The following is a 24,156-nucleotide window of genomic DNA, read 5'->3' on the forward strand; positions in this document are numbered from 1 at the left end:
ATGGTTTCACGGGTAATTCCGGTCGAAGATTTCGACCTCGTGATCTTTGGTGCCACAGGTGATCTGGCGCGGCGCAAGATATTGCCCGGGCTTTATCGCCGGTTTGTCTCGGGGCAGATGCCCGATGGCGCGCAGATCATCGGTGCGGCGCGCACCGATCAGGATGACGCTGCCTTTCAGGCCGAAACCAGGGCCGCGATCATCGAATTCGGCAAGGTGACCGAAGGCGATGCCGATCTGGACCGCTTTTTGAAGCACTTGCACTACGTGGCCATTGACGCCAAGGGCGAGGGCGGCTGGAAAGAGCTGAAATCGAAGATGCGCGAGGGTGTGGTGCACGCCTTTTACTTCTCGGTCGCGCCTTCGCTGTTTGGCGATATCGCGGAACGTCTGGCCAAACATGACATCGCCGATGATGACAGCCGCATCGTGGTCGAAAAGCCCTTTGGCCGCGATCTGGAAAGTGCGCGGGCGCTGAACAAGGTGCTGTCGCAGCATTTCGATGAGCAGCAGATTTACCGCATCGACCATTATCTGGGCAAGGAAACCGTCCAGAACCTGATGGCCGTCCGCTTTGCCAACATCCTGTTCGAGCCGTTGTGGAACGCCCAGTATATCGACCATGTCCAGATCACCGTGGCCGAGACCGTTGGCGTCGGCGGCCGCGGCAGTTATTACGACAATTCGGGCGCGATCCGGGACATGGTGCAGAACCATATGATGCAGCTTTTGTGCCTGATCGCGATGGAGCCGCCCTATCATTTCGATCCGGATGCAGTGCGCGACGAAAAGCTGAAGGTGATCCGCGCGCTGGAGCCAGTCGCGCCCACCGAAATCGTGCGTGGCCAGTATCAGGCCAATGGCGAGCCGGGCTATCTGGAGGATGCCGAGAACCCGCAATCGCGCACCGAAAGCTATATCGCGATGAAGGTCCGCGTTTCGAACTGGCGCTGGCAGGGCACGCCTTTCTATCTGCGCACCGGCAAGAAACTGCGTGCCCGCACCAGCGAGATCGCGATCACCTTCAAAGAGCCGCCGCATTCGATCTTTGAGGATGCCGGCGCGGCGGGTGAGCCAAAGGCAAACGAGTTGATCATCCGGCTTCAGCCCAACGAAGGTATGGATCTGAAGGTCATGATCAAAGAGCCGGGACCGGGCGGCATGCGCCTTGTGCAGGTGCCGCTGGACATGACCTTTGCCGATGCGCTTGGTCCGGATGCGGCCGATGTGACGGACGCTTATGAGCGGTTGATCATGGACGTGATCCGGGGCAACCAGACCCTGTTCATGCGCGGCGACGAGGTCGAGGCGGCATGGGCCTGGACCGATCCGATCATCCAGGCTTGGGATGAGGGCAAGGCACGGCCAGAGCCCTATGATCCGGGCTCGTCGGGGCCGGATGAGGCGCTTGGCCTGATGCATCGCGATGGTCGTCGCTGGCGGGAGATCAGATCATGAATATCGACTTTGTAGAATACCCGGACCGGGAAATGCTGGCGCTGGTTCTGGCCGACAAGCTGGCCAGCCAGTTGGGTCAGCACTTGCGCACCAGCGATGCCGCCAGCCTGTGCGTGCCCGGAGGCACCACGCCCGGCCCGGTGCTTGAATCGCTCAGCGCCACCGATCTGGACTGGGACCGCGTGACCGTCTGTCTGGGTGATGAGCGTTGGGTTGATGGCGATCACAAGCGCAGCAATTCGCGGCTGCTGCGGCGGCACCTGCTCAAGGACAAGGCCAAGGACGCGGCCTATATCGACCTTTATACCGGCGATGCAGAGCCCGATGATGCCGTGACGACGCTGAACACGCGCTTGCAACCGATCTTTCCGATCACGGTTGCGCTGCTGGGGATGGGCAATGACATGCACACCGCCAGCCTGTTTCCGGGCGCCGATCATCTGGCCGCCGCGCTGGCGCCCGATGCGCCGCCGGTGATGGCGATTCGCGCCGACGGTGCCGAAGAGCCGCGCATCACCCTGACCGCGCCGTACCTGCGCAACGCCATCAATCTGCACCTGCTGATCACCGGCCCGGAAAAGCGCGAGGCATTCGAGCGCGCGCAGAAACTGGACCCGCAAGAGGCGCCGATCCGCGCCATGATGGACAATCTTACCGTGCATTGGGCCGAGTGACGGCCCGGCACCCTTTCCACCGATAAAGGGACCGGCCATGAGCGACTGGAACAAGCTGAAATCATACCGCGCAGCGCAAGGCGATCTGCGGATCACCGAGCTTTTCGATGCCGACCACACCCGCGCCACCGGCTTTTGCGCCGAGGCCGAGGGCATGGTCTTTGACTATTCCAAGACCCTGATCGACACCGAGGCGCGCGATCTGTTGCTGGCGCTGGCCGATAACGCCGATCTGGCATCGCGGCGCGAGGCCATGTTCACCGGCGAAAAGATCAACGAAACCGAAGGCCGCGCGGTGCTGCACACGGCGCTGCGCAACCTCAGCGGCTCGGTCACCGTTGATGGCGCCGATGTCATGCCCGAGGTCCGCGCGATCCACGAACGGATGTCCGATTTCGCACGCGCGGTTCGCAATGGCAGCTTTGCCGGGCAGGGCGGCGCAATCACCGATGTCGTGAATATCGGCATTGGCGGGTCCGATCTTGGCCCGGCGATGGCGGCACTGGCGCTGGCGCCCTATCATGACGGACCGCGCGTGCATTTCGTCAGCAATGTGGACGGCGCCGATATCCATGACACGCTGGACGGGCTGAACCCAGAAACGACGCTGGTGATCGTGGCGTCCAAGACCTTCACCACCATCGAGACGATGACCAATGCGCAAACCGCACGCGACTGGATGGCAGGCAAGGTCTCTGATCCCGGCGCGCAATTTGCAGCACTGTCCAGCGCCGTCGAAAAAACGGCCGAGTTCGGCATCGACCCCGCCCGCGTCTTTGGCTTTGAGGATTGGGTCGGCGGTCGCTATTCCATGTGGGGACCGATCGGACTGTCTTTGATGATTGCCGTCGGGCCGGAAGGGTTCGATCAGTTCCTTTCGGGCGGCGCGGCGATGGATACGCATTTCCGCCGCGCGCCTCTTGCTGAAAACCTGCCTGTGTTGCTGGCGCTGACCGGCATCTGGCACAATCAGGTCTGCGGCTATCCGACCCGCGCCGTTCTGCCCTATGACAACCGGCTGATGCGGCTGCCGGCCTATCTGCAGCAGCTTGAAATGGAATCGAATGGCAAGGGCGTGGCCATGGATGGCAGCGACCTGGAGGTCGCCTCGGGGCCCGTGGTCTGGGGCGAGCCGGGCACCAACGGTCAGCACGCCTTTTACCAACTGATCCATCAGGGCACGGCGGTTGTTCCCTGCGAGTTCATGCTTGCCGCGCGTGGCCATGAACCGGATCTGGCGCATCATCATATCCTGCTTTGCGCCAACTGTCTGGCCCAGTCCGAGGCGCTGATGCGCGGACGTTCGCTGGACGAGGCGCGCGCCCTGATGCAGGCCAAGGGGCTGACCGGTGCCGAGTTGGACCGTCAGGCCCGCCATCGCGTCTTCAAGGGCAACCGTCCCTCGATCACGCTGCTTTTCAATCAACTGACGCCGTTTGTTTTGGGTCAGATCGTGGCGCTCTACGAGCATCGGGTCTTTGTCGAAGGCGTGATCCTGGGGATCAACAGCTTTGATCAATGGGGGGTCGAACTGGGCAAGGAACTGGCGCTGAAGGTCGAGCCGCTGTTGAAGGGCCAGGACATGCCGGGCCACGACGCCTCGACGCTGCATCTGGCCGCAGAGGTGCGGCGTCTGCGCGGCGAGGCCTGATCAGCCGCCCATCATCCGTGCCGCCCGGCGGTCCATCACACGCCGCCACAGGGGCGGGATCAGCGCCAGCCCTGCCATGACCGCCAGCGGATATGGCAGCAGCGGACGCGGCTGCCCCGTGCGCTCCAGCTGCAGGGCAGGATAGGCGCGGTTCGGATGGGTGTGGTGGTCGGAATGGCGCGGAGCATTGACCAGCGTCAACGAGGACAGCGCGTGCGGGCTGTCCCAGCTGTGTCGCGGTCCGACAGGCTCGGTCTTGCCGCCCGCGGTCATCTGCCGGCGCAACCCGTAATGCTGCACGTAATCCGACAGCATCAATTGCATCTGCGCATAAAGACATAGCGCCAGATAGTCAGCCAGCGCACGCGGCCCAAGCATCAGCCCCACCGCCGCCGCCAGTCCCAGCCCGCCACCGACCCAGATCGCATAGGGGTTCAGACGACCGGGTTTTCGCGCCGAAAGATCACGCTCGGCCGCCAGTCCGGCCCGAAACGATCCGATCCAGGCACGGGGAAAGAACCGCCAGAAGCCCATGCCAGCGGGCGCAGAGTTCGGGTCTGCGGCTGTGGCGACATGGCGGTGATGGACCAGACGGTGCGCGCTGGTGTGATGGCCAAACAGCAGGCTGACATAGGCCGCGGCACCCAATCGAAACGGCCAGCGACCTGCGCGGTGGATCAACTCATGCGCGGTGGCGTTGGTGACCTGCCCGAAATACATCCCCGCGCCCAGAAACAGCGCGACCCGTTCCGCGCCGCCAAGCCTATCACCGGCAAAGCCCGCCAGGGCTGCCGCCAGCAGCGCAAAATGCAGCCCGATCAGGATCACCAGCGCGGCCTCGGTCGCGCGAAACCGTGCCTGCGGATCGGCATCGGGAAAGGATCGTGACAGCGCCACATCGGCAGCGGGCGCGGCCAGCGCCATCCAGAGCAGCCCCGCCCAGAGCGCCCAGCCACCCCAGAGAGCCCCCGCGATCAACAACAGCGCCGGCGCCGCGCCAAAGGCTGCGAAGGCCAGGGCCGGGGGTGCGGTGGTAAACAAGCGGTCGAACATGGTGCCTCATGCGGATGCGCCGGATGATAGAGCCGCGTGCTGTCCTGCGCCAGCCGGGCTTTTCCTTCCGGCGTTCCATGATTAGGTTGCGCGCAGCGATCCTTGAGGCAACGGGACATCACATGTCGTTCTTTTCCAAACTGCGCGAGCGGCTGACCCGTTCTTCTTCGAAGATCGGCGACGGGCTGGATGAAATCGTGGGCGGCAGCGATCAGGCGGACGCGGCGGCCCCATCCGCGCCGGTCGATGCGCCCGTGCCCGAACCCGAACCCGCGCCGAAGCCTGCAGCACCCGAACCCACCGCCGCCCCGCAGCCGGCGCCTGATCCTGCACCCGCGCCGCCGCCCGTGACCGAACGCCGGCCGGCCCCCGCGCCGCAACCGCGCCCCGATGCGACGCCGCGCTCGCAGCCGGCACCAGCCCCCGCACCGCAGCCGCAACCAGATCCGGCGCCGCGTCCGGCAACGGCCACGCCTGAACCCGCTGCCCAGAAACCGGGCCTGATGGGACGCATCTTCGGGCGCGAGGCCGTGCCTGCCGAACCGCGCCGGGCGCTGGACGACGAGATGCTGGAACAGCTGGAGGATATGCTGATCCAGGCCGATATGGGCGTCGAGACCGCGCTACGCGTCAGTGCCAATATCGCCGAAGGGCGGATGGGCCGCCGGGTGTCCTCGACCGAGCTCAAGGAACTGCTGGCCTCTGAGATTGCGCGGATCATGCAGCCTGTGGCGCGCCCCCTGCCGATTTATTCCAAGACGCCGCAGGTGGTGCTGGTGGTAGGGGTCAACGGCTCGGGCAAGACCACGACCATCGGCAAGCTGGCCAGTCAGTTCAAGGCGGCAGGCAAGAATGTCATCATCGCGGCGGGCGATACCTTTCGCGCCGCCGCCGTCGAGCAGTTGCAGGTCTGGGGCGACCGTGCCGGGGTTCCGGTGATGACGGCGCCGGAAGGGTCCGACCCGGCCAGCCTGGCCTTTGACGCGATGACCCGCGCCGAGGCCGAAGGCGCCGATCTGCTGATGATCGACACCGCCGGGCGGTTGCAGAACCGTGCCGATCTGATGGAGGAACTGGCCAAGATCGTCCGCGTGATCCGCAAAAAGGACAGCACCGCGCCGCATAACACCCTGCTGGTTCTGGATGCGACCACGGGACAGAACGCCCTGAACCAGGTCGAGACCTTTCAAAAGCTGGCCGATGTGTCCGGGCTGGTGATGACCAAGCTGGACGGCACGGCGCGCGGCGGCGTGCTGGTGGCGCTGGCAGATCGGTTCGGGTTGCCGATCCATGCGATTGGCGTGGGCGAGCAAATCGACGATCTGGATGCCTTTGACCCCGAAGAATTCGCCCGCGCTCTGGTCGGTTTGTAGGCGTGGGCGCGCGTGCGCATCGTCATGCCGCGACCCATCGGTTGCCAATTGCCCCCTGATTGCTAAGGATGCCCGGATGAAAATAGCGACATTCAACATCAACGGTATCAAGGCTCGGATCGAAGCCCTCACCGCCTGGCTGGAAGGCGCGGGCGCGGATGTGGTGGTCCTGCAGGAAATCAAATCGGTCGACGAAGGTTTCCCGCGCGAGCATTTCGAAGACCTGGGTTGGACGGTCGAGACGCACGGCCAAAAGGGCTTTAACGGCGTGGCGATCCTGTCCAGGCTGCCGCTTGAGGACGTGATGCGCGGGCTGCCGGGCGATGAGGGTGACGAACAGGCGCGCTATATCGAGGCAACGGTGATCGGCGAACAGGCGGTGCGGATCGCGGGGCTTTATCTGCCAAATGGCAATCCCGCGCCGGGGCCGAAATACGATTACAAGCTGGCATGGATGGACCGGTTGCAGGCGCGGGCCGCACAATTGCTGACCGAGGAAATCCCGGTGGTGATGATGGGCGATTATAACGTCATCCCGCAGCCGCGCGATGCGGCCCGTCCCGAGGTCTGGGTGGATGATGCACTGTTTCGCCCCGAAAGCCGCGCGGCGTTTCGGCGGATCGAATTTCAGGGCTGGACCGAGGCGGTGCGCATGGCCGATCCCTACGCTACACGCGGGCCGTTTACCTTCTGGGATTATCAGGCCGGTGCCTGGCAAAAGGATAACGGCATCCGCATCGACCATCTGCTGCTGAGCCCGCAGGCCGCCGATCTGGTCGAGGAAACCGGCGTGGACCGCGAGGCGCGGGCCGCCGACAAGCCAAGTGATCACGTCCCGGTCTGGGTACGGCTGGCCGCCTGAGGGCCTGACGCGCCTGATGGGCTGACTCGAATGTGAAGCGACGTGTACCCTCCGGTGCTGGACCCGTCGCCGGCGATCGGCAACAAGGCTTTGGTGAGACCTGTCCGGCATATCCTCTTGTCGCTGCTGCTGATCGCGGCGGTACTGCCCTGGGGCGCCTATGCCGCAGTCTGGGCGAACCCCACGCCTGTCGCCGCCTCGGCCGAGGTTGGGCTGACAGCCCCCACTGATCCTGCCGCCGATTTTGTCATGTCGCCACGGCGGTGCCATGGGCCTGCGTTGCCGGGCGCGGTTTGCGTGGGCGATGGCCTGATGCTGCCGGGCGCGTCACTGCCCGTAAGCCGCGACACAAGTGGACGGTTGCGGCCCGGCGGCGACTGGCATTCGCAGGCCGTTTCGGGCTTTGGGCTGCTGGACCCGCCGCGGGCGGGCTGATTGCAACATCTGTTGCCGTGCCGGAATGATCCGGTGCGGCAGATAGCCATCAGCCCGAAAGGATATTCTCATGCTGAGCCGACGTCTGTTCGTCGCGGCCGCCCCGGTCGCAGCCCTTGCTGCCTGCGCGCGGCCATCATCCCGCAACCCTGCGCCGGTTGTCGCCCCTGCCACCGAGGCTGCGGCACCTGTCGCGCCGATACCGCCCCTGCCAGCGCGCTATGGTGCGATCAACGGCGAGCCGCATCCCGTGCCTGCCGTCCCCGAAGGCGTGGTGCCACCCGAACTGTGGCGCCAGCCCATCGCCAATCCCTATGCGCAGCGCAGCCCCGGCGATATCGTGGTCGATCCCGACAACGCGTTTCTTTATCTGATCGAGCCTGACGGTCAGGCCCTGCGCTATGGTGTCAGTGTCGGCCGCGCTGGCTTTGCCTGGGAAGGCGATGCGGTGGTGCAGTTCAGCCGCGATTGGCCGCGCTGGAAGGTGCCCGAAAGCATGATTGCCCGGCAGCCGGAACTGGCGCCCTATTCGGTCAATAACGGTGGCATGGCCGGTGGGCCGGGCAATCCGTTGGGGTCCCGCGCGCTGTATCTGTTCCAGAACGGTCAGGATACGCTCTACCGGATCCATGGCGGCTGCGAACCCCGGTATCTTGGCCAGGCGGTATCGTCTGGCTGTATCCGAATGCTGGATCAGGACGCGATCGACCTGGAAACCCGCGTGCGCCACCATGCCAAGGTGATGGTGCTGCCATCCTTCAACAACGGCAACCGGACGATCATGTACTGACCGGCCGAGGCGGGACTTAAGAAAACGGGCGGGCGCTGGCTGCACCCGCCCGTTGTAGCCCGGCGTTGCGACCTTGGGGGTCAGCCGGCCGTGTCATCCCCGAAACGCGCGTCGTCGTCATATTCGTCCTCGCCTTCCGGGACGAATTTGGACGACAGCGCAATCGAGTGATTGTCGTGGGTCGGGTCCATCACCACATCCGCCGGGATCTCGCCGATCAGCCACTCCCGGATCTCTTCGCGGGCTTCGCGAGGATCCTGATCGGTCAGCTCGGCGATATAGGCGACAAAGGCGCGCTGGTCGCCGTCGATCTCGTCAAGCTCGGCCTCGTCGGCGTCGTCCCATTTATCCAGAATTGCCTCGTAAAAGGCAGACCAGTTTTCCTGAACATGATGCCATTTCATTAGTACCCCCCCGGCATACCACCTTGGACAGAGCGGGCGGCGCCAGTGATATCCTCGCCTACGCCCACGATCGTGTTGCATCCGGCCAGAAGCGTGCCGACCAGAACCAATGAGCAAACCGTCCGTATCATTGGCTTGCCTCCCACCAGGTTTCGGGCATGAAGCCGGGCCAATCGCCATAGGCCGGTATCTGTTCAGGATAATGCAGGCTGACATCATGCGCCAGTCGTGAGACGGGCGAATAGCTGACCGGAATGACATAGCGCCCGGCGGTCAGGATGCGGTCCAGCGCGCGCACAGCGGCGGTGAAATTCTCGGGGCCGTCAGCGTTCAGCATTTCGGTCACCATCGCCTCGGCTGCCGGGCTGTTCATGCCCATCCAGTTGCGGCTGCCCGGCTCGGTCACGCCATTGCTGCCCCAATACAGCATCTGTTCATTGCCCGGCGACAGCGACAAGGCGCGTTCATACCAGGTCATGTCGAAATCATAAGCATTGGTGCGGGCAACATATTGCGCCGAATCCAGCAGGGTGATTTCAGGGGTGATGCCCAGATTGCGCAGGCTTTCGACATAGATATCCACCATCTGCTGCATTTCCGAGGAATTGCGCATGGCGCTGCCTGACTGATTCAGCAGGATCTCGAAATCAAAGGGCTGACCCTCGGCATTTTGCAGCACGCCGTCCTTAACGGTCCAACCGGCCTCTTCCAGAAGGGCCAAGGCGCTGCGCAGCGAACGGCGGTCCAGCGCCCGTTCCGAGCCCTCGGGCAGGGTATAGCCGTCAATCGTTCCGGGCAGCAGATCCGCCTCGAAAGGGGCCAGCAACTCGGCCACCCGTCCCTCGGCTGGGCCGGGGCGCATGGCCAGTTCCGAGTTCGAGAAATAGGACGTGATCCGGGGTTCCTTGCCGCCGTTCAGCGTGTTGTTGATGAACTGGAAGTTGAACGCCTCGGTCAGCGCCTGACGCACCCGCCAATCGGCAAAGATCGGATTGCGGGTGTTCATCACCAGACCCATGATCCCCGAGGGGCGATCGTTATCGATCTCGGATTTCACCACCTCGCCCGAGGTGACACGCGGAAAATCATATTCGCTGTCCCATTTGGCCGGCGACAATTCGCGCCAGGCATCGACCTCGCCGGCGCGAAAGGCCTCGAACATGGCATTGGCATCGCCGAAATAGTCGTAGCGGATCGTGTCGAAATTGTTGCGGCCCGCATTCACGGCCAGATCATTGCCCCAGTAATCGGGATTGCGCTTGAAGGTGATCGAGCGGCCGGGGTCGGCACGTTCGACCGTATAGGCGCCCGAGCCGATAGGAACCTCCAGCCCGGATTCACTGAAATCCTGTCCCTCCCACTGGGCCTTTTTGAGGACCGGGCGCATACCCATCAGCAAGGGCAATTCGCGATCTTCGACATTGAAGGTCAACCGCACGCTGCGCTCGCCCGTCTGTTCGATCTTTTCGACCTTGCTCCAGGCGCCCAGATAGCGCGGATGGCCCTGCGTGCCGAGTGTCTCATAGGACCAGATCACATCCTCGATAGTGACCGGGGTACCGTCCGAAAACGCCGCTTCGGGGCGCAGTGTAAACTCGATCCAGCTGCGGCTGTCATCGACCTCGACCGACTCAGCCAGCAGACCGTATAGGGTGAACGGCTCATCGATGCTGCGATACATCAGCGACTCGGTGACCATGCCCATGGTGCCGTAAAAGACCGGATTGCCCTTCAGCACCCAGGACTTCAGCGAATCGAACCCGCCGGGTTCCGCGAACCGAATCGTTCCGCCTTTCGGCGCGTCGGGGTTTGCATAGGGCAGCGATGTGAATCCGGCATCAAGCGCAGGTTCTCCATACATTGCAATGCCATGGCTGGGCTCTGCATGGGTTGCCAGCGGCATTGCTGCAACAGTTCCTGCGGTGGTCAAAGCCAGGCAGAACGCCGTTCTGATCGCGGAATCGTTAGGTTTTTTGAAGATTTGCATGGTTTGGTGTCTGCCTCTTGGTGGTTTTCCAGTGATTTCAATCGACAGTAGAGGGGCGCGTCAACCAAGCTGGCAACTTCTACCTTGGACTCCGGCGGTCTATCGCGTATAAATAACTCACTGCTCGATAGGTTTCTTGCCTGTATGAAACCTGCCTCATGACTTGCGCCCGCCTTGTGCGGGCGCTTTTTTTGTGGTGATCGCGGTCGATCCCTTCTCCGTGAACACGGCATGTCCGCCGCAAATTTCGTGCTGCGCCGGCCGGCCGGGTTCATTATGCTGCGCCTGCAAATACGGTGAATTGGAGATACCATGTTCGACACTTTCCTGACAGGCAAGACAGCGGTGATCACCGGATCGAATTCCGGCATCGGCCTTGGCGTGGCGACCGAACTGGCGCGTGCGGGCTGCGATGTTGTTCTGAACAGCTTTACCGACCGCGACGAGGATCACGCTCTGGCCGAAAAACTGGGCAAAGAGCATGGCGTGACGGCGCGCTACATCAAGGCGGACATGTCGAAAGCCGACGAATGCCGCGCGCTGATCGAACAGGCTGGTGCCTGCGACATTCTCGTCAACAATGCCGGTATCCAGCATGTCGCGCCGATCCAGGATTTTCCGACCGAGAAATGGGATGCGATCATCGCGATCAATCTCAGCTCGTCCTTTCACACCACCGCGGCGGCGCTGCCGCTGATGCGCAAAGCGGGCTGGGGGCGCGTGGTGAACGTCGCCTCGGCGCATGGTCTGACCGCCTCGCCCTTCAAATCGGCCTATGTCGCGGCCAAGCACGGCGTCGTCGGGCTGACCAAGGTGACGGCGCTGGAAACGGCGGAAGAGCCGATCACCTGCAACGCCATCTGCCCGGGCTATGTGCTGACCCCGCTGGTTGAGGCGCAGATCCCCGACACGATGAAGGAATACAAGATGAGCCGCGAGGACGTCGTTCGCAACGTGCTGCTGACGCGCCAGCCCTCAAAGCAATTCGCCACGGTCGAAGAGATCGGCGGCACCACCGTATTCCTGTGCAGCGATGCGGCGTCGCAGATCACCGGAACCACGATCTCTGTCGATGGCGGCTGGACGGCGCTTTAAGCGGGACATTGATGTGAAACAGTCTGGCGGCTTCGGCCGTGCGTGCTCACAGAATGAGCTTATTGCGCAGCAGAGCATGTAGGGCGGCGCTTCAGGGATTGGCAGCCAGCCCCAGGCGCCCGGATCGTGTTGCGGCAGAGATCAGTTCAAGATGGTCGGCAAACATTCCAGTGTGCGTCGCAGCACAAGGAACGATTCGCCTATATTTGCCTAGGCTCTACCGTAACCCTGCTAATAGCCCTGGATCACATAGCCGCCCGGTATCGCGTCCAGCGGGATATCGATGCTGCCCGAAGGATCGAACTGCACATAGCCGCCGGCATTGGCCAGGTAGAGCATGACCAGCAGCGCGATCGCAGCGGCGATCACGGCAAGGGCGATCTTCCAGGCGGAGTAGGGGCGTTCGCCCTGCACCCGCCCCGACTGGCCGTTGACGACAAAGCGAAAGCTCTTGCCGTTGTATTTATAGGCAGCCGTCCAGACCGGCAGCAGGACATGCTTGAAGGTCTCGCCCGAGAAATCCGTGCGGACCTGTTCAACGCGCTGCTCATCACCGCCGATATCGCGGCGCGCATCCATCATGATGACGCCGGCCATTTCCTGCCGGGCAATCCCGTGCCCGTCTGCCAGCGGGATGGTATAGCGCTCGGCCTCGAACCCGGCCAGATATTCGGGCCGGTAATCGGCCATATGAGACAGATCCCACGGGGTCAGCCCATCGGTAAAACGGCGCGGTAGTGACGATGAGGCCAGCACCAGCACGTCGTTGAAATCCCGCGCCACCTGACCGCTGCTGCGTCGCCAGCGGATGCGGCGCACCTGTGTTGGCACGCGTTCGCTCCGGCCGTTCACCTCGCGGGTGACATAGACCGTTTCGTAATAGTAATCGCCGCGCTGGCCGGAATAATCGGACCTCGTGCGCGAATCAAAGGTCCAGAATGGGGAATAGACCCCCGTCATCCGCCGCCCACGCCTTGCATAGGCCAACAGCCCGTTCGGCGCGAACCACAGCCGGCCCATCCAGTCTTCCATCGCTGCCCGTGCCTGTTCCTCGCCAAGCACAAAAGGCAGTACGCCCTGCGGTTTCAACTGCCGGGTGACGCCGGTATCGGTGACCACCGGGGTCGCGCAAAAGGGGCAGTCTGTGGCGTGGCTGTCGGCGTCCAGTTCGATCTTGGCGCCGCAATTTGGACAAGACAGCGTGCGCACTTCCTCGACGAAATCGCTGGACTGATCCAGTCGCAGCCCCTTGTCCAGGGGGATCTCGACCAGTTCGGGCGATTTGTGCTGGGCGTCCCATTGCAGCGCACGCCCGGTTGTCGGGTCCAGCAGGATCGCCGCCTCGCCATCCGCGCCGCCTTGTTTCTGCCGGGCAGGGGCGCGGGACTGGCCTTTGCCGATGCGCTGTTCATGCCCGCAATAATCGCAGACCAGCACCTCCTGGCCGGGCTGAAAGCGCAGGCTGGCCCCGCAATTCTCGCAGGGATAGCGATATTCGGATTGCGGCGTGGGCATCTTAGCCTTGGGTCGGGACCGGAGGCGGCATCATCGTAAACAGCTGCGCCAGTTCGGCCACATCATCGGCGGTTTTCCAGCCATCCTGGCCAGGCGTCCAGACCAGCGTCTCGCGGGTAAAGCTGCCATCGGCGGCCATCCGGCCCAGATGACCGCGCCCGTATGGGCCCTGCGACTGGCCATCTGCTGCGATATGCCACACGGTTTCCGCGGATTTCGGTGGCAGCGGTGGCGGTGTCGCGCCGGCTTGTGCGGCTGGCTGCGCGCCCCAGGGACCCATGCGCATGCCGCCCATCGCCATGCCCATGCCGGCACCCAGACCGGCACCCATGCCCGCACCTGCGCCGCCGGGGTTCTGGCTGGCATTCAGCATCGCCTCGCCGGCGGCATATTGGCTGAAGCGGTCCAGATCGCCGATGATGCCCATGCTGGTCCGCTTATCCAGCATTTTCTCAACTTCATCAGGCAAGCTGATGTTCTCGACATAAAATTCCGGAATCGTCAGGCCGTATTCTGCCACCGTGGGCGCAATGGCCTTGGCAACCATCTTGCCCAGTTGATCGGTATTGGCAGCCATATCCAGAACCGGAATGCCGCTGCCCGCGATCATCCGCGAGAATTCCTGCACGATGATGTTGCGCAGTTGAAAGCTGATCTCATCGCTGGTGAATTCGCCATCGGTGCCAACGATCTCTGCCATGAATTTCGCAGGATCGGTCACACGCATGGAATAGGTGCCATAGGCGCGCAGCCGGACGGGGCCGAATTCCGGATCGCGCGCGATGATCGGATTTTTGGTGCCCCATTTCTGGTTGTTGAAGCGCGTGGTGTTGACGAAATAAATCTCGGATTTGAACGGGCTCTTGAAGCCGTGATCCCAGTGTTGAAGGCTGGTCAGGATCGGCAGGTTGTTCGTTTCCAGCAGGTAAAGGCCGGGGCCGAACACATCGGCCAGCTGCCCCTCATGGACAAAGACAGCCGCCTGTCCTTCGCGCACGGTCAGCTTGGCGCCGTATTTGATTGCGTGGCCCTGACGTTCAAACCGCCACACCATCGTGTCGCGGGTATCATCGGTCCATTCGATAACGTCGATGAACTCACCGGAAAGAAAATCGAGAATGCCCATCCATGTCTCCTGTGTCGGCGTTGCCTTGACCGGGCAACAGTAAATCAATGTAGCGACCATTCGCGGCGCGGCCAGTCATTTCACTTCGCAGGCCGCTGCTGCCGCGATCTTGCGCGTCAGGCTGCGCATCAGATGCCCGTTCCGACCAGTTCGCGCGCAATTTGGCGGACGATGGGTGTGGCCTCGGCCTCGGACATGCCGGGGCGCAGCCGGCGGTCGTAAAGGATACGCAGCAGCAATTCGTCATGCTGGGTGAGCAGGGCGAACTCTTCGTCATCGTTGAAGATAGAGGGGCGCGCACCGGGGCTGTCATTGGCCAGACCCATGCCCTGCGCCAGTTCCTCATGGATACAGGACGACCGCAGGCGGGGCGGCAGCTCTGCCCGGATCAGCGCCACGGCGTTGACATAGACCGCACTGGGACCGCGTGAATAGGCAAAGACCGCGCAGAAATTGCCGGCATCCAGATCGCGCAGTGCGGCGATGTCAGAGCGGGGGATGCCGGGGACCAGTTGTTGCAGGCGCGGGCCAATCGCGCGCCGCTCTGCCTCGGTCAGGATCAGGACGGCAAAGTTGCCCTCTGCGCCCACCAGGCCAACCTCATGGCCGGACAGCCGGGCCAGACGCGCGGCAAAGGACGCGATCTCGGCCCGGTCGCGGCGCTGTGCGGCGATGTCGCTGGACGGCCCCCATTCGATCTGCATTCCGATCGGCCTTTGCCAACGGCGCAGCGGTGCCGCGTGGTGATCGGCAACCAGACGTTGGCCGTCGCGGCCATATTCGTCGCGCAGGGCAATCTGGATGAAATTGCGGGCCAGATCGTCGGCGGTAAAAGGCGCGTCACCCGGTACCCGGTCCGTCCGCAACTTGCCGCGCGCGATCAGATCGGCCTCTACGCCTTGCAGATAGCGGCCCATATTGCCGGCGCCGTCGCTATCGACCGCGTTTGCATTGGTCGCACGGGCACGGTCGGCGCGGGCCTGCCGGATCTCGGCCTGCCGTTGCGAGGCCAGCTCTGCCTCGGTCGGGCCCGAGGGTTCCGGCTGCACCTCTGGTGAGGGCTCGGTCCTGGGCGTATCCGGCTGAGTGTCGGTGCAGGCCGCCAGACAAAGGGTCAGCAGCAGCAGAGCAGCCGTGGCGCACGAAGCGAGGTGAGTGTGAGTATGCAGGCCGGGCAGGGTCATCGGCGGCTCAGGCGCCGGGTCGACCGATGGGGGTGTTGCTCTGCCGTGCGCTGGCCGAGGCCAGGGTATCGCGCAAATCGCCCTCCATCTGCTGCAACTCGTTTTCGGCGGCGGCACGGCGGGCCTTGCCCTCATCGGCGATGCGCAGGCTGTCCTCGATCGTGGCAATCAGTTCGGCATTGGCCGAGCGGACGGATTCGATGTCAAAGACGCCGCGCTCCATCTCGGTGCGGATCTGGGCATTGGCCTGACGCAGGTTTTCGGCGTTGCGGGTCAGCAATTCGTTGGTCAGATCGGTGGCCTCGCGCACGGCGCCGGCGGCTTCGGCGCTGCGCTGAATGGTCACTGCCTGCGCCAGTTGGGTTTCCCACAGCGGCACGGTGTTGACCAGCGTGCTGTTGATCTTGGTCACCAGCGACTTGTCGTTTTCCTGAACCAGCCGGATCGAAGGCAGGGATTGCATCGTCACCTGACGGGTCAGTTTCAGGTCATGCACCCGCCGTTCCAGATCGTCGCGCAGGCCGCGCAGATCACGCAGTTCCTGCGCCTGCATCACCTGCTGGCTTTCGCCCGCCGCATTCACCTCGGCCTCTTTCGCGGGGATGGTGGTGGTGTCCATCTCGCGCAGCTTTTCCTCGCCCGCGGCAATATACAGCGCCAGTTCGTCATAAAAGGTCAGGGTGCGCTCATACAGCACATCCAACGACTTGATATCGACCAGCAGGCGCTGTTCGTGACTTTCCAGATCCGACGTGATGTTGTCGATCTGGGTCTGCACCTCTTCGTAATTGGCGACAAAGCGGGCGAAGGGCGCGGTGCGGCCCAACAGCTTTTCCCACCAGCTCCGCTTGCGGCGCATGTCGAGTTCGCTGACGGAAAAGCCGCGAATGGTGGTGACGATATTGCGCAAGGATTCGCCCGCCGGCCCGACATCCTTGTTCTTGACGTCGGCCAGCATCTTTTGGCTGATTTCCTGCAATCCCGCCTGTGCGCGGCTGCCGAAATGCACCACCGAGCCGGTATCGCTGATATTGATTTCGTCCATCCGCTTGCGGATGCCTTCTGCCACCGGGGTTTCGGCCTGATCAAGCGGCACGATGTCCGGTGTCGGCTCTGGCAGCACGACGGCGGTCAGCTTTTCGATCTCTTTCAGATTGGCTTCCGCGCGCTTCTGGGTTTCGTCGGTCATCAACGGTTCCTTCGTGATGCAGGTGCATTCGGGCCGCAGCATACGGTCAAATGCCGTCGGTTCAACATGAAGCGCGGCGTAAAGTTCCTGCCGAGGCGATTGCGACCGCTTTGGCGCGCTATTCGGGCAGCCCCGCGTGATCCAGGCCTGCGCATAAAATAAGACCCGAGGCGGCTGCGCCCCGGGTCTCGCTTCTGGCATATCGCCGACAGTCTGCTCAGGCGGCCTGTTTCTTCTGACCAAAGCGGCCATAGAAGGTCTGATCCTTGCTGGCCATGTCGCGCAGCAGGTCAGGGGCCCTGAAGCGGTCGCCATGTTCCGCTGTCAGCTTGTCGCAGATCTCGACCGCACGGGCGGCGCCCAGCATATCCAGCCAGCCGAACGGACCACCCGACCACGGCGCAAAGCCCCAGCCAAGGATCGCGCCGACATCGCCTTCGCGGATGTCCTCCAGCACGCCTTCTTCGAGGGCGCGCACGGCCTCCAGCGACTGGGCGAACATCAGGCGGTGCTGCACTTCGGTCAGTTCCGGCTGATCGTCGCCTTCGGGCCAGTTCTGCTCGACGCCATCCCAGAAGCCCTGACGCTTGCCCTTGTCGTCATAGTCATAGAAGCCCGCGTTGGATTTGCGGCCAAGGCGGCCTTCATCGGCCATCCTGAACAGCACCTCATCGACCGCGCCATCGGGATAGGCATCGCCCATCGCAGCCTTGGTCGCCTTGGCGATCTTCACGCCCAGATCAATCGAGGTTTCGTCGACCAGTTGCAGCGGGCCAAGCGGCATCCCCATCATCTTGGCCGCATTTTCGACCAGCGTCGGGTTCACACCCTCGGCGACCATGCGGATGCCCTCGTTGATATAGGGGATGATGCAGCGGTTGGCGTAGAAGAAGCGCGCATCATTGACCACGATGGGCGTCTTGCGGATCTGGCGCACGAAATCCAGCGCCTTGGCAACGGCGCGCGGGCCGGTCTGCTTGCCCTTGATGATCTCGACCAGCAGCATCTTGTCCACCGGGGAAAAGAAGTGGATGCCGATGAATTGCTCGGGGCGCGACGACGCCTTGGCCAGCTCGCTGATCGGCAGGGTCGAGGTGTTGGTCGCAAAGATTGCATCCTCGGGGATAACGGCCTCTGCCTTGGCGGTGACATCTGCCTTGACGCCGGGGTCTTCGAACACGGCCTCGACGATCAGGTCGCAGCCTTCCAGCGCGGCATAATCAGTGGTGGCGGTGATGCGGTCCAGCACCTCGGCCTTCTTGTCTTCGGTCGATTTCTTGCGGCTGATCGCCTTGTCCAGCAGACCGGTGGAATAGGATTTGCCCTTATCCGCCGATTCCTGCTTGGCGTCGATCAGCACCACCTGAATGCCGGCCATGGCCGACACATAGGCAATGCCCGCGCCCATCATGCCCGCGCCCAGAATGCCGACCTTGCTGACTTTCTGATCGGGTGCGTCGGGACGGTTCGCGCCTTTTTCCAGCGCCTCTTTATTGATGAAGAGGCTGCGGATCATCGCGGTGGAGGACGGGTTCATCAGCACATTGGTGAACCATCGCGCCTCGATCTTCAGCGCCTGATCAAAGGGCACCATCGCGCCTTCGTAGACGGCAGACAGCAGCGCCTTGGCGGCGGGATAGACGCCCATGGTCTTGCCATGGACCATCGCCGATGCGCCAACAAAGGTCATGAAGCCGGCGGGATGGTAAGGCTCGCCGCCGGGCATCTTGTAGCCCTTGGCATCCCACGGCTTGACGATATCGGCGTCGGTTGCGTTCAGCACCCATTCGCGCGCGGCGGCGACCGGGTCTGCCACGACCTCGTCGATCAGGCCGGCGGATTTGGCCTTGGCCGGGTCCGACAGCTTGCCCTCCAGCAGGAAAGGCGCAGCCGCCATGGCGCCCATCTTGCGCGCCAGACGCGTGGTGCCGCCGCTGCCGGGGAAGATGCCGACCATGATTTCCGGCAGGCCGATCTTGGCCTTGGGGTTTTCGGCAGCAAAGATGCGATGCGTCGCCAGCGGCAGTTCCAGCCCGATGCCAAGCGCGGTGCCGGGCAGGGCGCTGGCAATCGGCTTGCCGCCCTTGTTGGTCTTGGGGTCCATGCCTGCGCGCTCGATCTTGCGCAGCATGTGGTGCAGCGACATGACGCCGTCAAAGACGCCCTGCGCGCCGCCCTGTTCCTTCATGCCAGCGATGACATTCAGGTCCATGCCGCCGGCAAAGTCCTTCTTGCCGCTGGTGATGACGATGCCCTTGACGGCCTCATCGGCCAGCGCGTCGTCGATCAGGCCGTCCAGCGCAGTTGCGCCGTCCATCGACAGCACGTTCATCGATTTGTTCGGGACGTCCCAGGTGATGATGGCGACGCCGTCGGCGTCTTTCTTCATGGTGAAATCGGTCATTGGATCGGCCCTCCCTTACACGCGTTCGATGATCGTGGCCGCGCCCATGCCGGACGCGATGCACAGGGTCGCCAGACCCACATTCTTGTCCTGACGCTCCAACTCATCCAGCAGGGTGCCGATGATGATCGCGCCGGTCGCGCCCAGAGGGTGACCCATCGCGATGGAGCCGCCATTGACGTTGACCACTGCCGGGTCGACCTGAAACGCCTGCATGAAGCGCAGCACGACGCTGGCGAAGGCCTCGTTCACCTCAAACAGGTCGATATCGCTGATCGACATGCCGCTGTCGGCCAGGATCTTTTCGGTCACCGGCACCGGGCCGGTCAGCATGATCGTCGGATCGGTGCCGATCTTGGCGGTGGCGCGGATGCGGGCGCGGGGCTTGAGCCCGAACCGTTCGCCGAATTCCTTGTTGCCGATCAGCACGGCCGCCGCGCCATCGACGATGCCCGAGCTGTTGCCCGCATGGTGGATGTGATTGATGTGATCCAGATGCGGGTATTTCAGCATCGCGACCTTGTCAAAGCCGGGCATGACCTCGCCCATATCCTTGAAGCTGGCATTCAGCTTCGCCAGATCCTCGACGCCGGTGCCGGGGCGCATATATTCGTCGCGGTCCAGAATGGTCAGGCCGTTCTGGTCAAGCACCGGCACGATGGATTTGGCAAAACGATTATCGGCCCAGGCCTCGGCGGCGCGGCGCTGCGATTCAACGGCCAAAGCGTCGGCCTCTTCGCGGGTAAAGCCGTATTCGGTGGCGATAATATCGGCCGAAATGCCCTGCGGCACGAAATAGGTCTTCATGGCGATGCCGGGATCGACGGCAATGGCGGCGCCATCGCTGCCCATGGCCACACGGCCCATCATTTCGACGCCACCGGCGATATAGCCGTTGCCAGCCCCGCCCTTGATCTGGTTGGCGGCCAGGTTAACGGCCTCCATGCCCGAGGCACAAAAGCGGTTGATCGCCAGACCGGGGATGGATTCGTCCAGATCAGAGGCCAGCACGGCGCTGCGCGCAAGGCAGCCGCCCTGTTCCTTGACCTGCGTGACGTTGCCCCAGATCACGTCCTCGACGGCGTGACCTTCCAGATTGTTGCGTTCCTTGACGGCATTCAGCAACCGCGCCGACAGCGCCAGCGAGGTGACTTCGTGCAGGCTGCCATCCGGGCGGCCCTTGCCGCGCGGGGTGCGGGCGGCGTCATAGATATAAGCTTCGGTCATGTGTCCTCCTTGGGCGCCCGGTCCGACGGATTGCCGGGCATCAGATCATAGGGTTTCTTCCAACCGGGCAGGGCGGCGATTGCGTCCAGCCAGCGGTCAATATGCGGCCATTCGGCACGATCAAAGCCGAACGGCTCTGGGTAATACAGGTAGCCGCAGCAGGCGAAATCGGCGACGGTCGGCGCGCTGTCGGCGACCCATTCGCGGCTTGCCAGATGGCTGTTCAGCACCTTGTAGGCGGCGCTGGCCCGACCTTGCAGCCAATCGATGGCGGCCTGCGGGCGTTTCTCGGCAGGCAGAAAGTTCATAAGGAACCGCAAGGGGCCAGCCTGCGCCGACAGTTTGTGATTGTCGAACATGATCCAGCGCAGGGTCTCATTGCGGTCGCTGCCCAGGAACTTGCCCGTCTTTTCGGCGATATGCAGCTGGATCACGGCGGATTGCGTCAGCGTCAGATCACCCTCGCGGAAGACCGGCACCTCGCCCATTTCGTTCAGCGCCTGAAATTCAGGGCTGCGCGCCTCGCCATTGAAGAAATCGACATAGACGGGCTGCCAGTCATAGCCGGCCAGTTCCATCGTCAGCGCCGCCTTATAGGCATTGCCGCTTTCGCCAAAGCACCAGAGTTGTGCGGTCATGTCACGGTCCTTTCCGACGCCGGGGGCTTCGCGCCCCCGGACCCCCGCGGGATATTTCTATGAAGAAGAAAACGCGCGTTAACCTAAATGCAAGGTTTCCTCTTCAGGTTGTGTCTTGCGGTACAGGCTGGGAAGCCGATGACCGCTGAAGGAGAAAGCCCCGGTTCGCGCCATTGATGCCCATGGCCGCGCGTGGGTCGGGGCCGCCCCTTTCTTCTTCAGTAAAATATCCCCGCCGGAGGCATCCACGTTTCGGCAGAGACTGGTTTTCAGAACTGCTCGGCGCTCAGCGCCATGACCGGATGGGCGCCGCTTTCGATGCGTGCCAGATGGGTCGCCGTCATCGGCAATTGCCGTTTCATGTAATAGCGCCCGGTGGCCAGCTTGGTGTTGAGGAAACCGGCATCGCCTTGTCCTGCATCCAGTGCCGCCTGTGCCGCGACCGCCATTTGTGCCCACATCAGGCCAAGCGCGGTATGACCGAACAGGTGCATGAAGTCATAGCTGCCCGCCAGCGCCGCATTGGGGTTCTTCATCCCGTTCTGCATGAAGAACATCGCCGCTGCCTGCAGATCCTTTGAGGCGGCCTTGAGCGGTTCTATGAAATCGGCAGAAAGGGCTTCGTTGCTGCTGTTTTCCTTGCAGAAGGATTTTATCATCTCGAAGAAGGCCATGACATGCTTGCCGCCGTCTGCGGCCAGTTTGCGGCCGACCAGGTCCAGTGCCTGTACGCCGTTCGCGCCCTCATAGATCATCGTAATGCGGGCGTCGCGAACGAACTGGCTCATGCCATGTTCCTCGATATAGCCGTGGCCGCCATAAACCTGCTGGGCGAGAACCGCCATGTCAAAGCCCTTATCGGTCAGAAAGCCCTTGATGACAGGCGTCAGCAGTGAGATCCGGCCTTCGGCTTCTTCGTCGCCAGCGTTGGCCTTGTCGATCTCATGGGCGCCCCAGAAGGTCAGCATCCGTGCGCCTTCGAGAAAGCTTTTCTGATCCATCAGCGAGCGGCGGATATCGGGATGGACGATCAGCGGATCGGCGGGTCCGGAGGGGTTTTCGGTGCCTGTCACAGCCCGTCCCTGCAGACGGTCAACGGCATAGGCCGCCGCGTTCTGGTAGGCCGGCACGGCTACGGCATAGCCTTGCAGGCCAACGCCCAGACGTGCCTCGTTCATCATGGTGAACATTGCCCGCATGCCCTTGTGCAGGTCGCCCAGCAGCCAGCCTTGTGCGCTGTCATAGTTCATCACGCAGGTGGAATTGCCGTGGATGCCCATCTTTTCTTCGATGCTGCCGACGCTGACCGCATTGCGATCACCAAGCGATCCGTCCTCTTTCACCAGAAACTTCGGCACGATGAACAGCGAGATACCCTTGGTGCCTTCGCCGCCGCCGGGGGCTTTGGCCAGGACCAGATGGATCACGTTCTCGGACATGTCGTGATCGCCGGCAGAGATGAAGATCTTTTGTCCGGTGATCAGATAGCTGCCGTCATCCTGCGGTTCTGCCTTGGTGCGCAGCATGCCCAGATCGGTGCCGGCATGCGGCTCGGTCAGGTTCATGGTGCCGGTCCATTCGCAGCTGACCATCTTGGGCAGATAGGTGGTCTTTTGGTCGTCGGTGCCATGCGCGTGGATCGCCGAATAGGCGCCATGGGTCAGGCCCTGATACATGTTGAAGGCCATATTGGCGGAAACGAACATCTCGCCCGTTGCCACGCCCATCAGATAGGGCATCCCCTGACCGCCATATTCGGGGTCACAGTCCAGCGCGGTCCAACCGCCCTCTTTCATCTGATCAAAGGCTGCGTGGAAGCCATCGGGCGTGCGCACGACGCCGTTCTCCAGCGTGCAGCCCTGCTGGTCGCCCACCGTATTCAGCGGTGCCAGCACCTCTTCGGCCAGCTTGCCGGCGGCGTCCAGCACGGCCTCGGTGAATTCGCGGTCCAGTTCATCATGGCCGGCCAGCCCGGATTCGGACAGTTTCAGCACGTCATGAAGGATGAATTGCATGTCGCGGGTCGGGGCGTTGTAAATGGGCATGTGTCTGTCCTTTAATCCTTGGCATGCATGGCCGACTGCCGGGCTTCGGCGTCGACCAGCTGGCCTTTGAGTTCGAGAATGGCGTCCTGCAGTTCCGCATGCTGCCGCTCCATGTCACCAAGACGCTCGCGCGCGGCGCTGATGGTGGCGGCGATCTGGGCGCTGTTGCTGCCTGATGCCTCGTAAAGTTCCAGCAACTGCCGGATCTGTTCCAGGCTAAAGCCGAAGCGCTTGCCTCGCAGGATCAGCGTCAGCCGGCCCCGGTCGCGCCGGTCATATAGCCGGTGCTGGCCACGGCGCTCGGGGAAGATAAGCTCTCGTGCCTCGTAAAAACGCAGGGTGCGCGGCGTAACATCATACGCGTCGCACATCTGGCGGATGGTCATTAACTGGTCTGACATGTTTTGCGGCCTTTCGCGGGCTGCGGCTCCTCAACGCCTCTATAGCTGCAAGTTTACGTTCGCGTAAGCATAACGCCACGTCACAGGGAGGCGTGTTCCCCGGCGTGTCTCGAATGCCTGGGCGGTCAGTCCTGATTTTTCAGCGTTTCTGCGCTTTCGTCGCGCAGGGTTTTCAGTTCGGACCTTGCTGTCTGCAAATCGGCGATCTGCTGATCCAGTCCGGCCAATTGCTCATCCGCCCTGCCGATCCAGACCTGCAACTGTTCGCGCGTGCCCTGCTGCTCATAAAGCTGCAACCACTGGCGGATGTCTTCGAGGCTGAAACCAAAGCGGCGACCGCGCAGGATCAAGGTCATCCGCGCGATCTCGCGCGGGCCGTAATGCCGCGCGCGCCCTATTTTCTTGGGGCTGAGCAATTCGATATATTCGTAATATCGCAGCGTCCGAGGCGTCACGTCGAAACGCGCGCACATCTCCTTGAAACTCAGTAATGTTTCATCAGACATTCGCGTCCTCCGAACACCATGCAGGTAAAGACTAGGTAACTTCTTCCAATATCACAATAGTTCCGTGCAGCACGAGTTCCTTGCGACTGGGCTTGTCGTGCGCCGGCCTGTCCGGTTAAGCCGGTGCAACAGCAAGGAA

The 24,156-nt window shown here is 62.7% G+C and carries 21 protein-coding genes; 8 read left to right on the top strand and 13 right to left on the bottom strand.

Translation table 11 applies throughout. From position 1 onward, the window contains the following. From zwf to pgi, 3 genes are read left to right on the top strand one after another with little or no spacing between them, the layout of a single operon-like run. On the top strand, positions 1-1,458 hold the full coding sequence (zwf, locus tag CUV01_RS12195) for a glucose-6-phosphate dehydrogenase (RefSeq protein ID WP_101460716.1): 1,458 nt from the start codon (positions 1-3) through the stop codon (positions 1,456-1,458). Positions 1,459-1,460: 2 nt separating this feature from the next. Then, the gene (gene pgl, locus CUV01_RS12200; protein WP_198731931.1) at positions 1,461-2,132 is read left to right on the top strand and encodes a 6-phosphogluconolactonase; all 672 of its coding nucleotides are present in this window, start codon (positions 1,461-1,463) and stop codon (positions 2,130-2,132) included. A gap of 37 nt (positions 2,133-2,169) precedes the next feature. Beyond that, the gene (gene pgi, locus CUV01_RS12205; RefSeq protein WP_101460718.1) at positions 2,170-3,783 is read left to right on the top strand and encodes a glucose-6-phosphate isomerase; all 1,614 of its coding nucleotides are present in this window, start codon (positions 2,170-2,172) and stop codon (positions 3,781-3,783) included. Here the strand turns inward: pgi and CUV01_RS12210 are convergent, their stop codons facing one another. Continuing rightward, complete coding sequence (locus CUV01_RS12210) at positions 3,784-4,836, bottom strand: alkane 1-monooxygenase (protein ID WP_101460719.1); 1,053 nt, start codon at positions 4,834-4,836, stop codon at positions 3,784-3,786. A gap of 122 nt (positions 4,837-4,958) precedes the next feature. Between CUV01_RS12210 and ftsY the strand changes: the two genes are divergently transcribed. The 4 genes from ftsY to CUV01_RS12230 all read left to right on the top strand — a co-directional run bounded on the left by ftsY (position 4,959) and on the right by CUV01_RS12230 (position 8,296). Next, positions 4,959-6,209, top strand: a complete 1,251-nt coding sequence (gene ftsY, locus CUV01_RS12215; RefSeq protein WP_101460720.1) for a signal recognition particle-docking protein FtsY — start codon at positions 4,959-4,961, stop codon at positions 6,207-6,209. A 76-nt stretch (positions 6,210-6,285) separates the two neighbouring features. Then, on the top strand, positions 6,286-7,071 hold the full coding sequence (xth, locus tag CUV01_RS12220; RefSeq protein ID WP_101460721.1) for an exodeoxyribonuclease III: 786 nt from the start codon (positions 6,286-6,288) through the stop codon (positions 7,069-7,071). 93 nt (positions 7,072-7,164) lie between these two features. Further along, the gene (locus CUV01_RS12225; RefSeq protein ID WP_157994849.1) at positions 7,165-7,506 is read left to right on the top strand and encodes a hypothetical protein; all 342 of its coding nucleotides are present in this window, start codon (positions 7,165-7,167) and stop codon (positions 7,504-7,506) included. A gap of 70 nt (positions 7,507-7,576) precedes the next feature. Then, positions 7,577-8,296: a L,D-transpeptidase gene (locus CUV01_RS12230; RefSeq protein ID WP_101460723.1), complete on the top strand. Its 720-nt coding sequence runs from the start codon at positions 7,577-7,579 to the stop codon at positions 8,294-8,296. A gap of 80 nt (positions 8,297-8,376) precedes the next feature. Here the strand turns inward: CUV01_RS12230 and CUV01_RS12235 are convergent, their stop codons facing one another. Next, on the bottom strand, positions 8,377-8,700 hold the full coding sequence (locus CUV01_RS12235; RefSeq protein ID WP_101460724.1) for a hypothetical protein: 324 nt from the start codon (positions 8,698-8,700) through the stop codon (positions 8,377-8,379). A 127-nt stretch (positions 8,701-8,827) separates the two neighbouring features. Next, positions 8,828-10,687, bottom strand: a complete 1,860-nt coding sequence (locus CUV01_RS12240; RefSeq protein ID WP_101460725.1) for an extracellular solute-binding protein — start codon at positions 10,685-10,687, stop codon at positions 8,828-8,830. A 312-nt stretch (positions 10,688-10,999) separates the two neighbouring features. Between CUV01_RS12240 and CUV01_RS12245 the strand changes: the two genes are divergently transcribed. Beyond that, positions 11,000-11,782 carry a 3-hydroxybutyrate dehydrogenase gene (locus CUV01_RS12245; protein WP_101460726.1) on the top strand — a complete coding sequence of 261 codons (783 nt, stop codon included), beginning with the start codon at positions 11,000-11,002 and terminating at the stop codon, positions 11,780-11,782. A 231-nt stretch (positions 11,783-12,013) separates the two neighbouring features. Here CUV01_RS12245 and CUV01_RS20090 read toward each other — a convergent pair whose 3' ends face one another. The 10 genes from CUV01_RS20090 to CUV01_RS12295 all read right to left on the bottom strand — a co-directional run bounded on the left by CUV01_RS20090 (position 12,014) and on the right by CUV01_RS12295 (position 24,017). Beyond that, complete coding sequence (locus CUV01_RS20090) at positions 12,014-13,297, bottom strand: TFIIB-type zinc ribbon-containing protein (protein ID WP_232962212.1); 1,284 nt, start codon at positions 13,295-13,297, stop codon at positions 12,014-12,016. A gap of 1 nt (position 13,298) precedes the next feature. Further along, entirely contained in the window at positions 13,299-14,423 is a 1,125-nt protein-coding gene (locus CUV01_RS12255; RefSeq protein WP_101460727.1) for an SPFH domain-containing protein, read from the bottom strand. A 128-nt stretch (positions 14,424-14,551) separates the two neighbouring features. After that, the gene (locus CUV01_RS12260; RefSeq protein ID WP_101460728.1) at positions 14,552-15,607 is read right to left on the bottom strand and encodes a DUF2927 domain-containing protein; all 1,056 of its coding nucleotides are present in this window, start codon (positions 15,605-15,607) and stop codon (positions 14,552-14,554) included. 7 nt (positions 15,608-15,614) lie between these two features. Further along, complete coding sequence (locus tag CUV01_RS12265) at positions 15,615-16,796, bottom strand: toxic anion resistance protein (protein ID WP_101462061.1); 1,182 nt, start codon at positions 16,794-16,796, stop codon at positions 15,615-15,617. 217 nt (positions 16,797-17,013) lie between these two features. After that, positions 17,014-19,200, bottom strand: a complete 2,187-nt coding sequence (locus CUV01_RS12270; RefSeq protein WP_101460729.1) for a 3-hydroxyacyl-CoA dehydrogenase NAD-binding domain-containing protein — start codon at positions 19,198-19,200, stop codon at positions 17,014-17,016. 15 nt (positions 19,201-19,215) lie between these two features. Beyond that, entirely contained in the window at positions 19,216-20,427 is a 1,212-nt protein-coding gene (locus CUV01_RS12275) for an acetyl-CoA C-acetyltransferase (protein WP_101460730.1), read from the bottom strand. Then, positions 20,424-21,065, bottom strand: coding sequence for a glutathione S-transferase family protein (locus tag CUV01_RS12280; RefSeq protein ID WP_101460731.1), 642 nt, complete (start codon positions 21,063-21,065; stop codon positions 20,424-20,426). The genes CUV01_RS12275 and CUV01_RS12280 overlap by 4 nt, the downstream gene beginning before the upstream one ends. 269 nt (positions 21,066-21,334) lie before the next feature. Further along, on the bottom strand, positions 21,335-23,110 hold the full coding sequence (locus CUV01_RS12285) for an acyl-CoA dehydrogenase C-terminal domain-containing protein (protein WP_101460732.1): 1,776 nt from the start codon (positions 23,108-23,110) through the stop codon (positions 21,335-21,337). Positions 23,111-23,121: 11 nt separating this feature from the next. Continuing rightward, positions 23,122-23,511, bottom strand: coding sequence for a MerR family transcriptional regulator (locus tag CUV01_RS12290; protein ID WP_101460733.1), 390 nt, complete (start codon positions 23,509-23,511; stop codon positions 23,122-23,124). Between the two features lie 125 nt (positions 23,512-23,636). Further along, entirely contained in the window at positions 23,637-24,017 is a 381-nt protein-coding gene (locus tag CUV01_RS12295; protein WP_101460734.1) for a MerR family transcriptional regulator, read from the bottom strand. Between the last annotated feature and the right edge of the window lie 139 nt (positions 24,018-24,156).

It is taken from the genome of Paracoccus tegillarcae (genome assembly GCF_002847305.1).
In the GTDB taxonomy this organism is placed as follows: Bacteria; Pseudomonadota; Alphaproteobacteria; order Rhodobacterales; family Rhodobacteraceae; genus Paracoccus; species Paracoccus tegillarcae.

What these genes read in the sequence shown, in the direction of transcription:
- CUV01_RS12240 (WP_101460725.1), bottom strand. Translation starts at nt 10,687, where the DNA reads ATGCAAATCTTCAAAAAACCTAACGATTCCGCGATCAGAACGGCGTTC.
- ftsY (WP_101460720.1), top strand. Translation starts at nt 4,959, where the DNA reads ATGTCGTTCTTTTCCAAACTGCGCGAGCGGCTGACCCGTTCTTCTTCG.
- CUV01_RS12295 (WP_101460734.1), bottom strand. Translation starts at nt 24,017, where the DNA reads ATGTCTGATGAAACATTACTGAGTTTCAAGGAGATGTGCGCGCGTTTC.
- CUV01_RS12265 (WP_101462061.1), bottom strand. Translation starts at nt 16,796, where the DNA reads ATGACCGACGAAACCCAGAAGCGCGCGGAAGCCAATCTGAAAGAGATC.
- CUV01_RS12275 (WP_101460730.1), bottom strand. Translation starts at nt 20,427, where the DNA reads ATGACCGAAGCTTATATCTATGACGCCGCCCGCACCCCGCGCGGCAAG.
- CUV01_RS12260 (WP_101460728.1), bottom strand. Translation starts at nt 15,607, where the DNA reads ATGACCCTGCCCGGCCTGCATACTCACACTCACCTCGCTTCGTGCGCC.
- CUV01_RS12270 (WP_101460729.1), bottom strand. Translation starts at nt 19,200, where the DNA reads ATGACCGATTTCACCATGAAGAAAGACGCCGACGGCGTCGCCATCATC.
- CUV01_RS12235 (WP_101460724.1), bottom strand. Translation starts at nt 8,700, where the DNA reads ATGAAATGGCATCATGTTCAGGAAAACTGGTCTGCCTTTTACGAGGCA.
- CUV01_RS12280 (WP_101460731.1), bottom strand. Translation starts at nt 21,065, where the DNA reads ATGACCGCACAACTCTGGTGCTTTGGCGAAAGCGGCAATGCCTATAAG.
- CUV01_RS12210 (WP_101460719.1), bottom strand. Translation starts at nt 4,836, where the DNA reads ATGTTCGACCGCTTGTTTACCACCGCACCCCCGGCCCTGGCCTTCGCA.
- CUV01_RS12285 (WP_101460732.1), bottom strand. Translation starts at nt 23,110, where the DNA reads ATGCCCATTTACAACGCCCCGACCCGCGACATGCAATTCATCCTTCAT.
- CUV01_RS12230 (WP_101460723.1), top strand. Translation starts at nt 7,577, where the DNA reads ATGCTGAGCCGACGTCTGTTCGTCGCGGCCGCCCCGGTCGCAGCCCTT.
- pgi (WP_101460718.1), top strand. Translation starts at nt 2,170, where the DNA reads ATGAGCGACTGGAACAAGCTGAAATCATACCGCGCAGCGCAAGGCGAT.
- CUV01_RS20090 (WP_232962212.1), bottom strand. Translation starts at nt 13,297, where the DNA reads ATGCCCACGCCGCAATCCGAATATCGCTATCCCTGCGAGAATTGCGGG.
- zwf (WP_101460716.1), top strand. Translation starts at nt 1, where the DNA reads ATGGTTTCACGGGTAATTCCGGTCGAAGATTTCGACCTCGTGATCTTT.
- xth (WP_101460721.1), top strand. Translation starts at nt 6,286, where the DNA reads ATGAAAATAGCGACATTCAACATCAACGGTATCAAGGCTCGGATCGAA.
- CUV01_RS12245 (WP_101460726.1), top strand. Translation starts at nt 11,000, where the DNA reads ATGTTCGACACTTTCCTGACAGGCAAGACAGCGGTGATCACCGGATCG.
- CUV01_RS12290 (WP_101460733.1), bottom strand. Translation starts at nt 23,511, where the DNA reads ATGTCAGACCAGTTAATGACCATCCGCCAGATGTGCGACGCGTATGAT.
- CUV01_RS12255 (WP_101460727.1), bottom strand. Translation starts at nt 14,423, where the DNA reads ATGGGCATTCTCGATTTTCTTTCCGGTGAGTTCATCGACGTTATCGAA.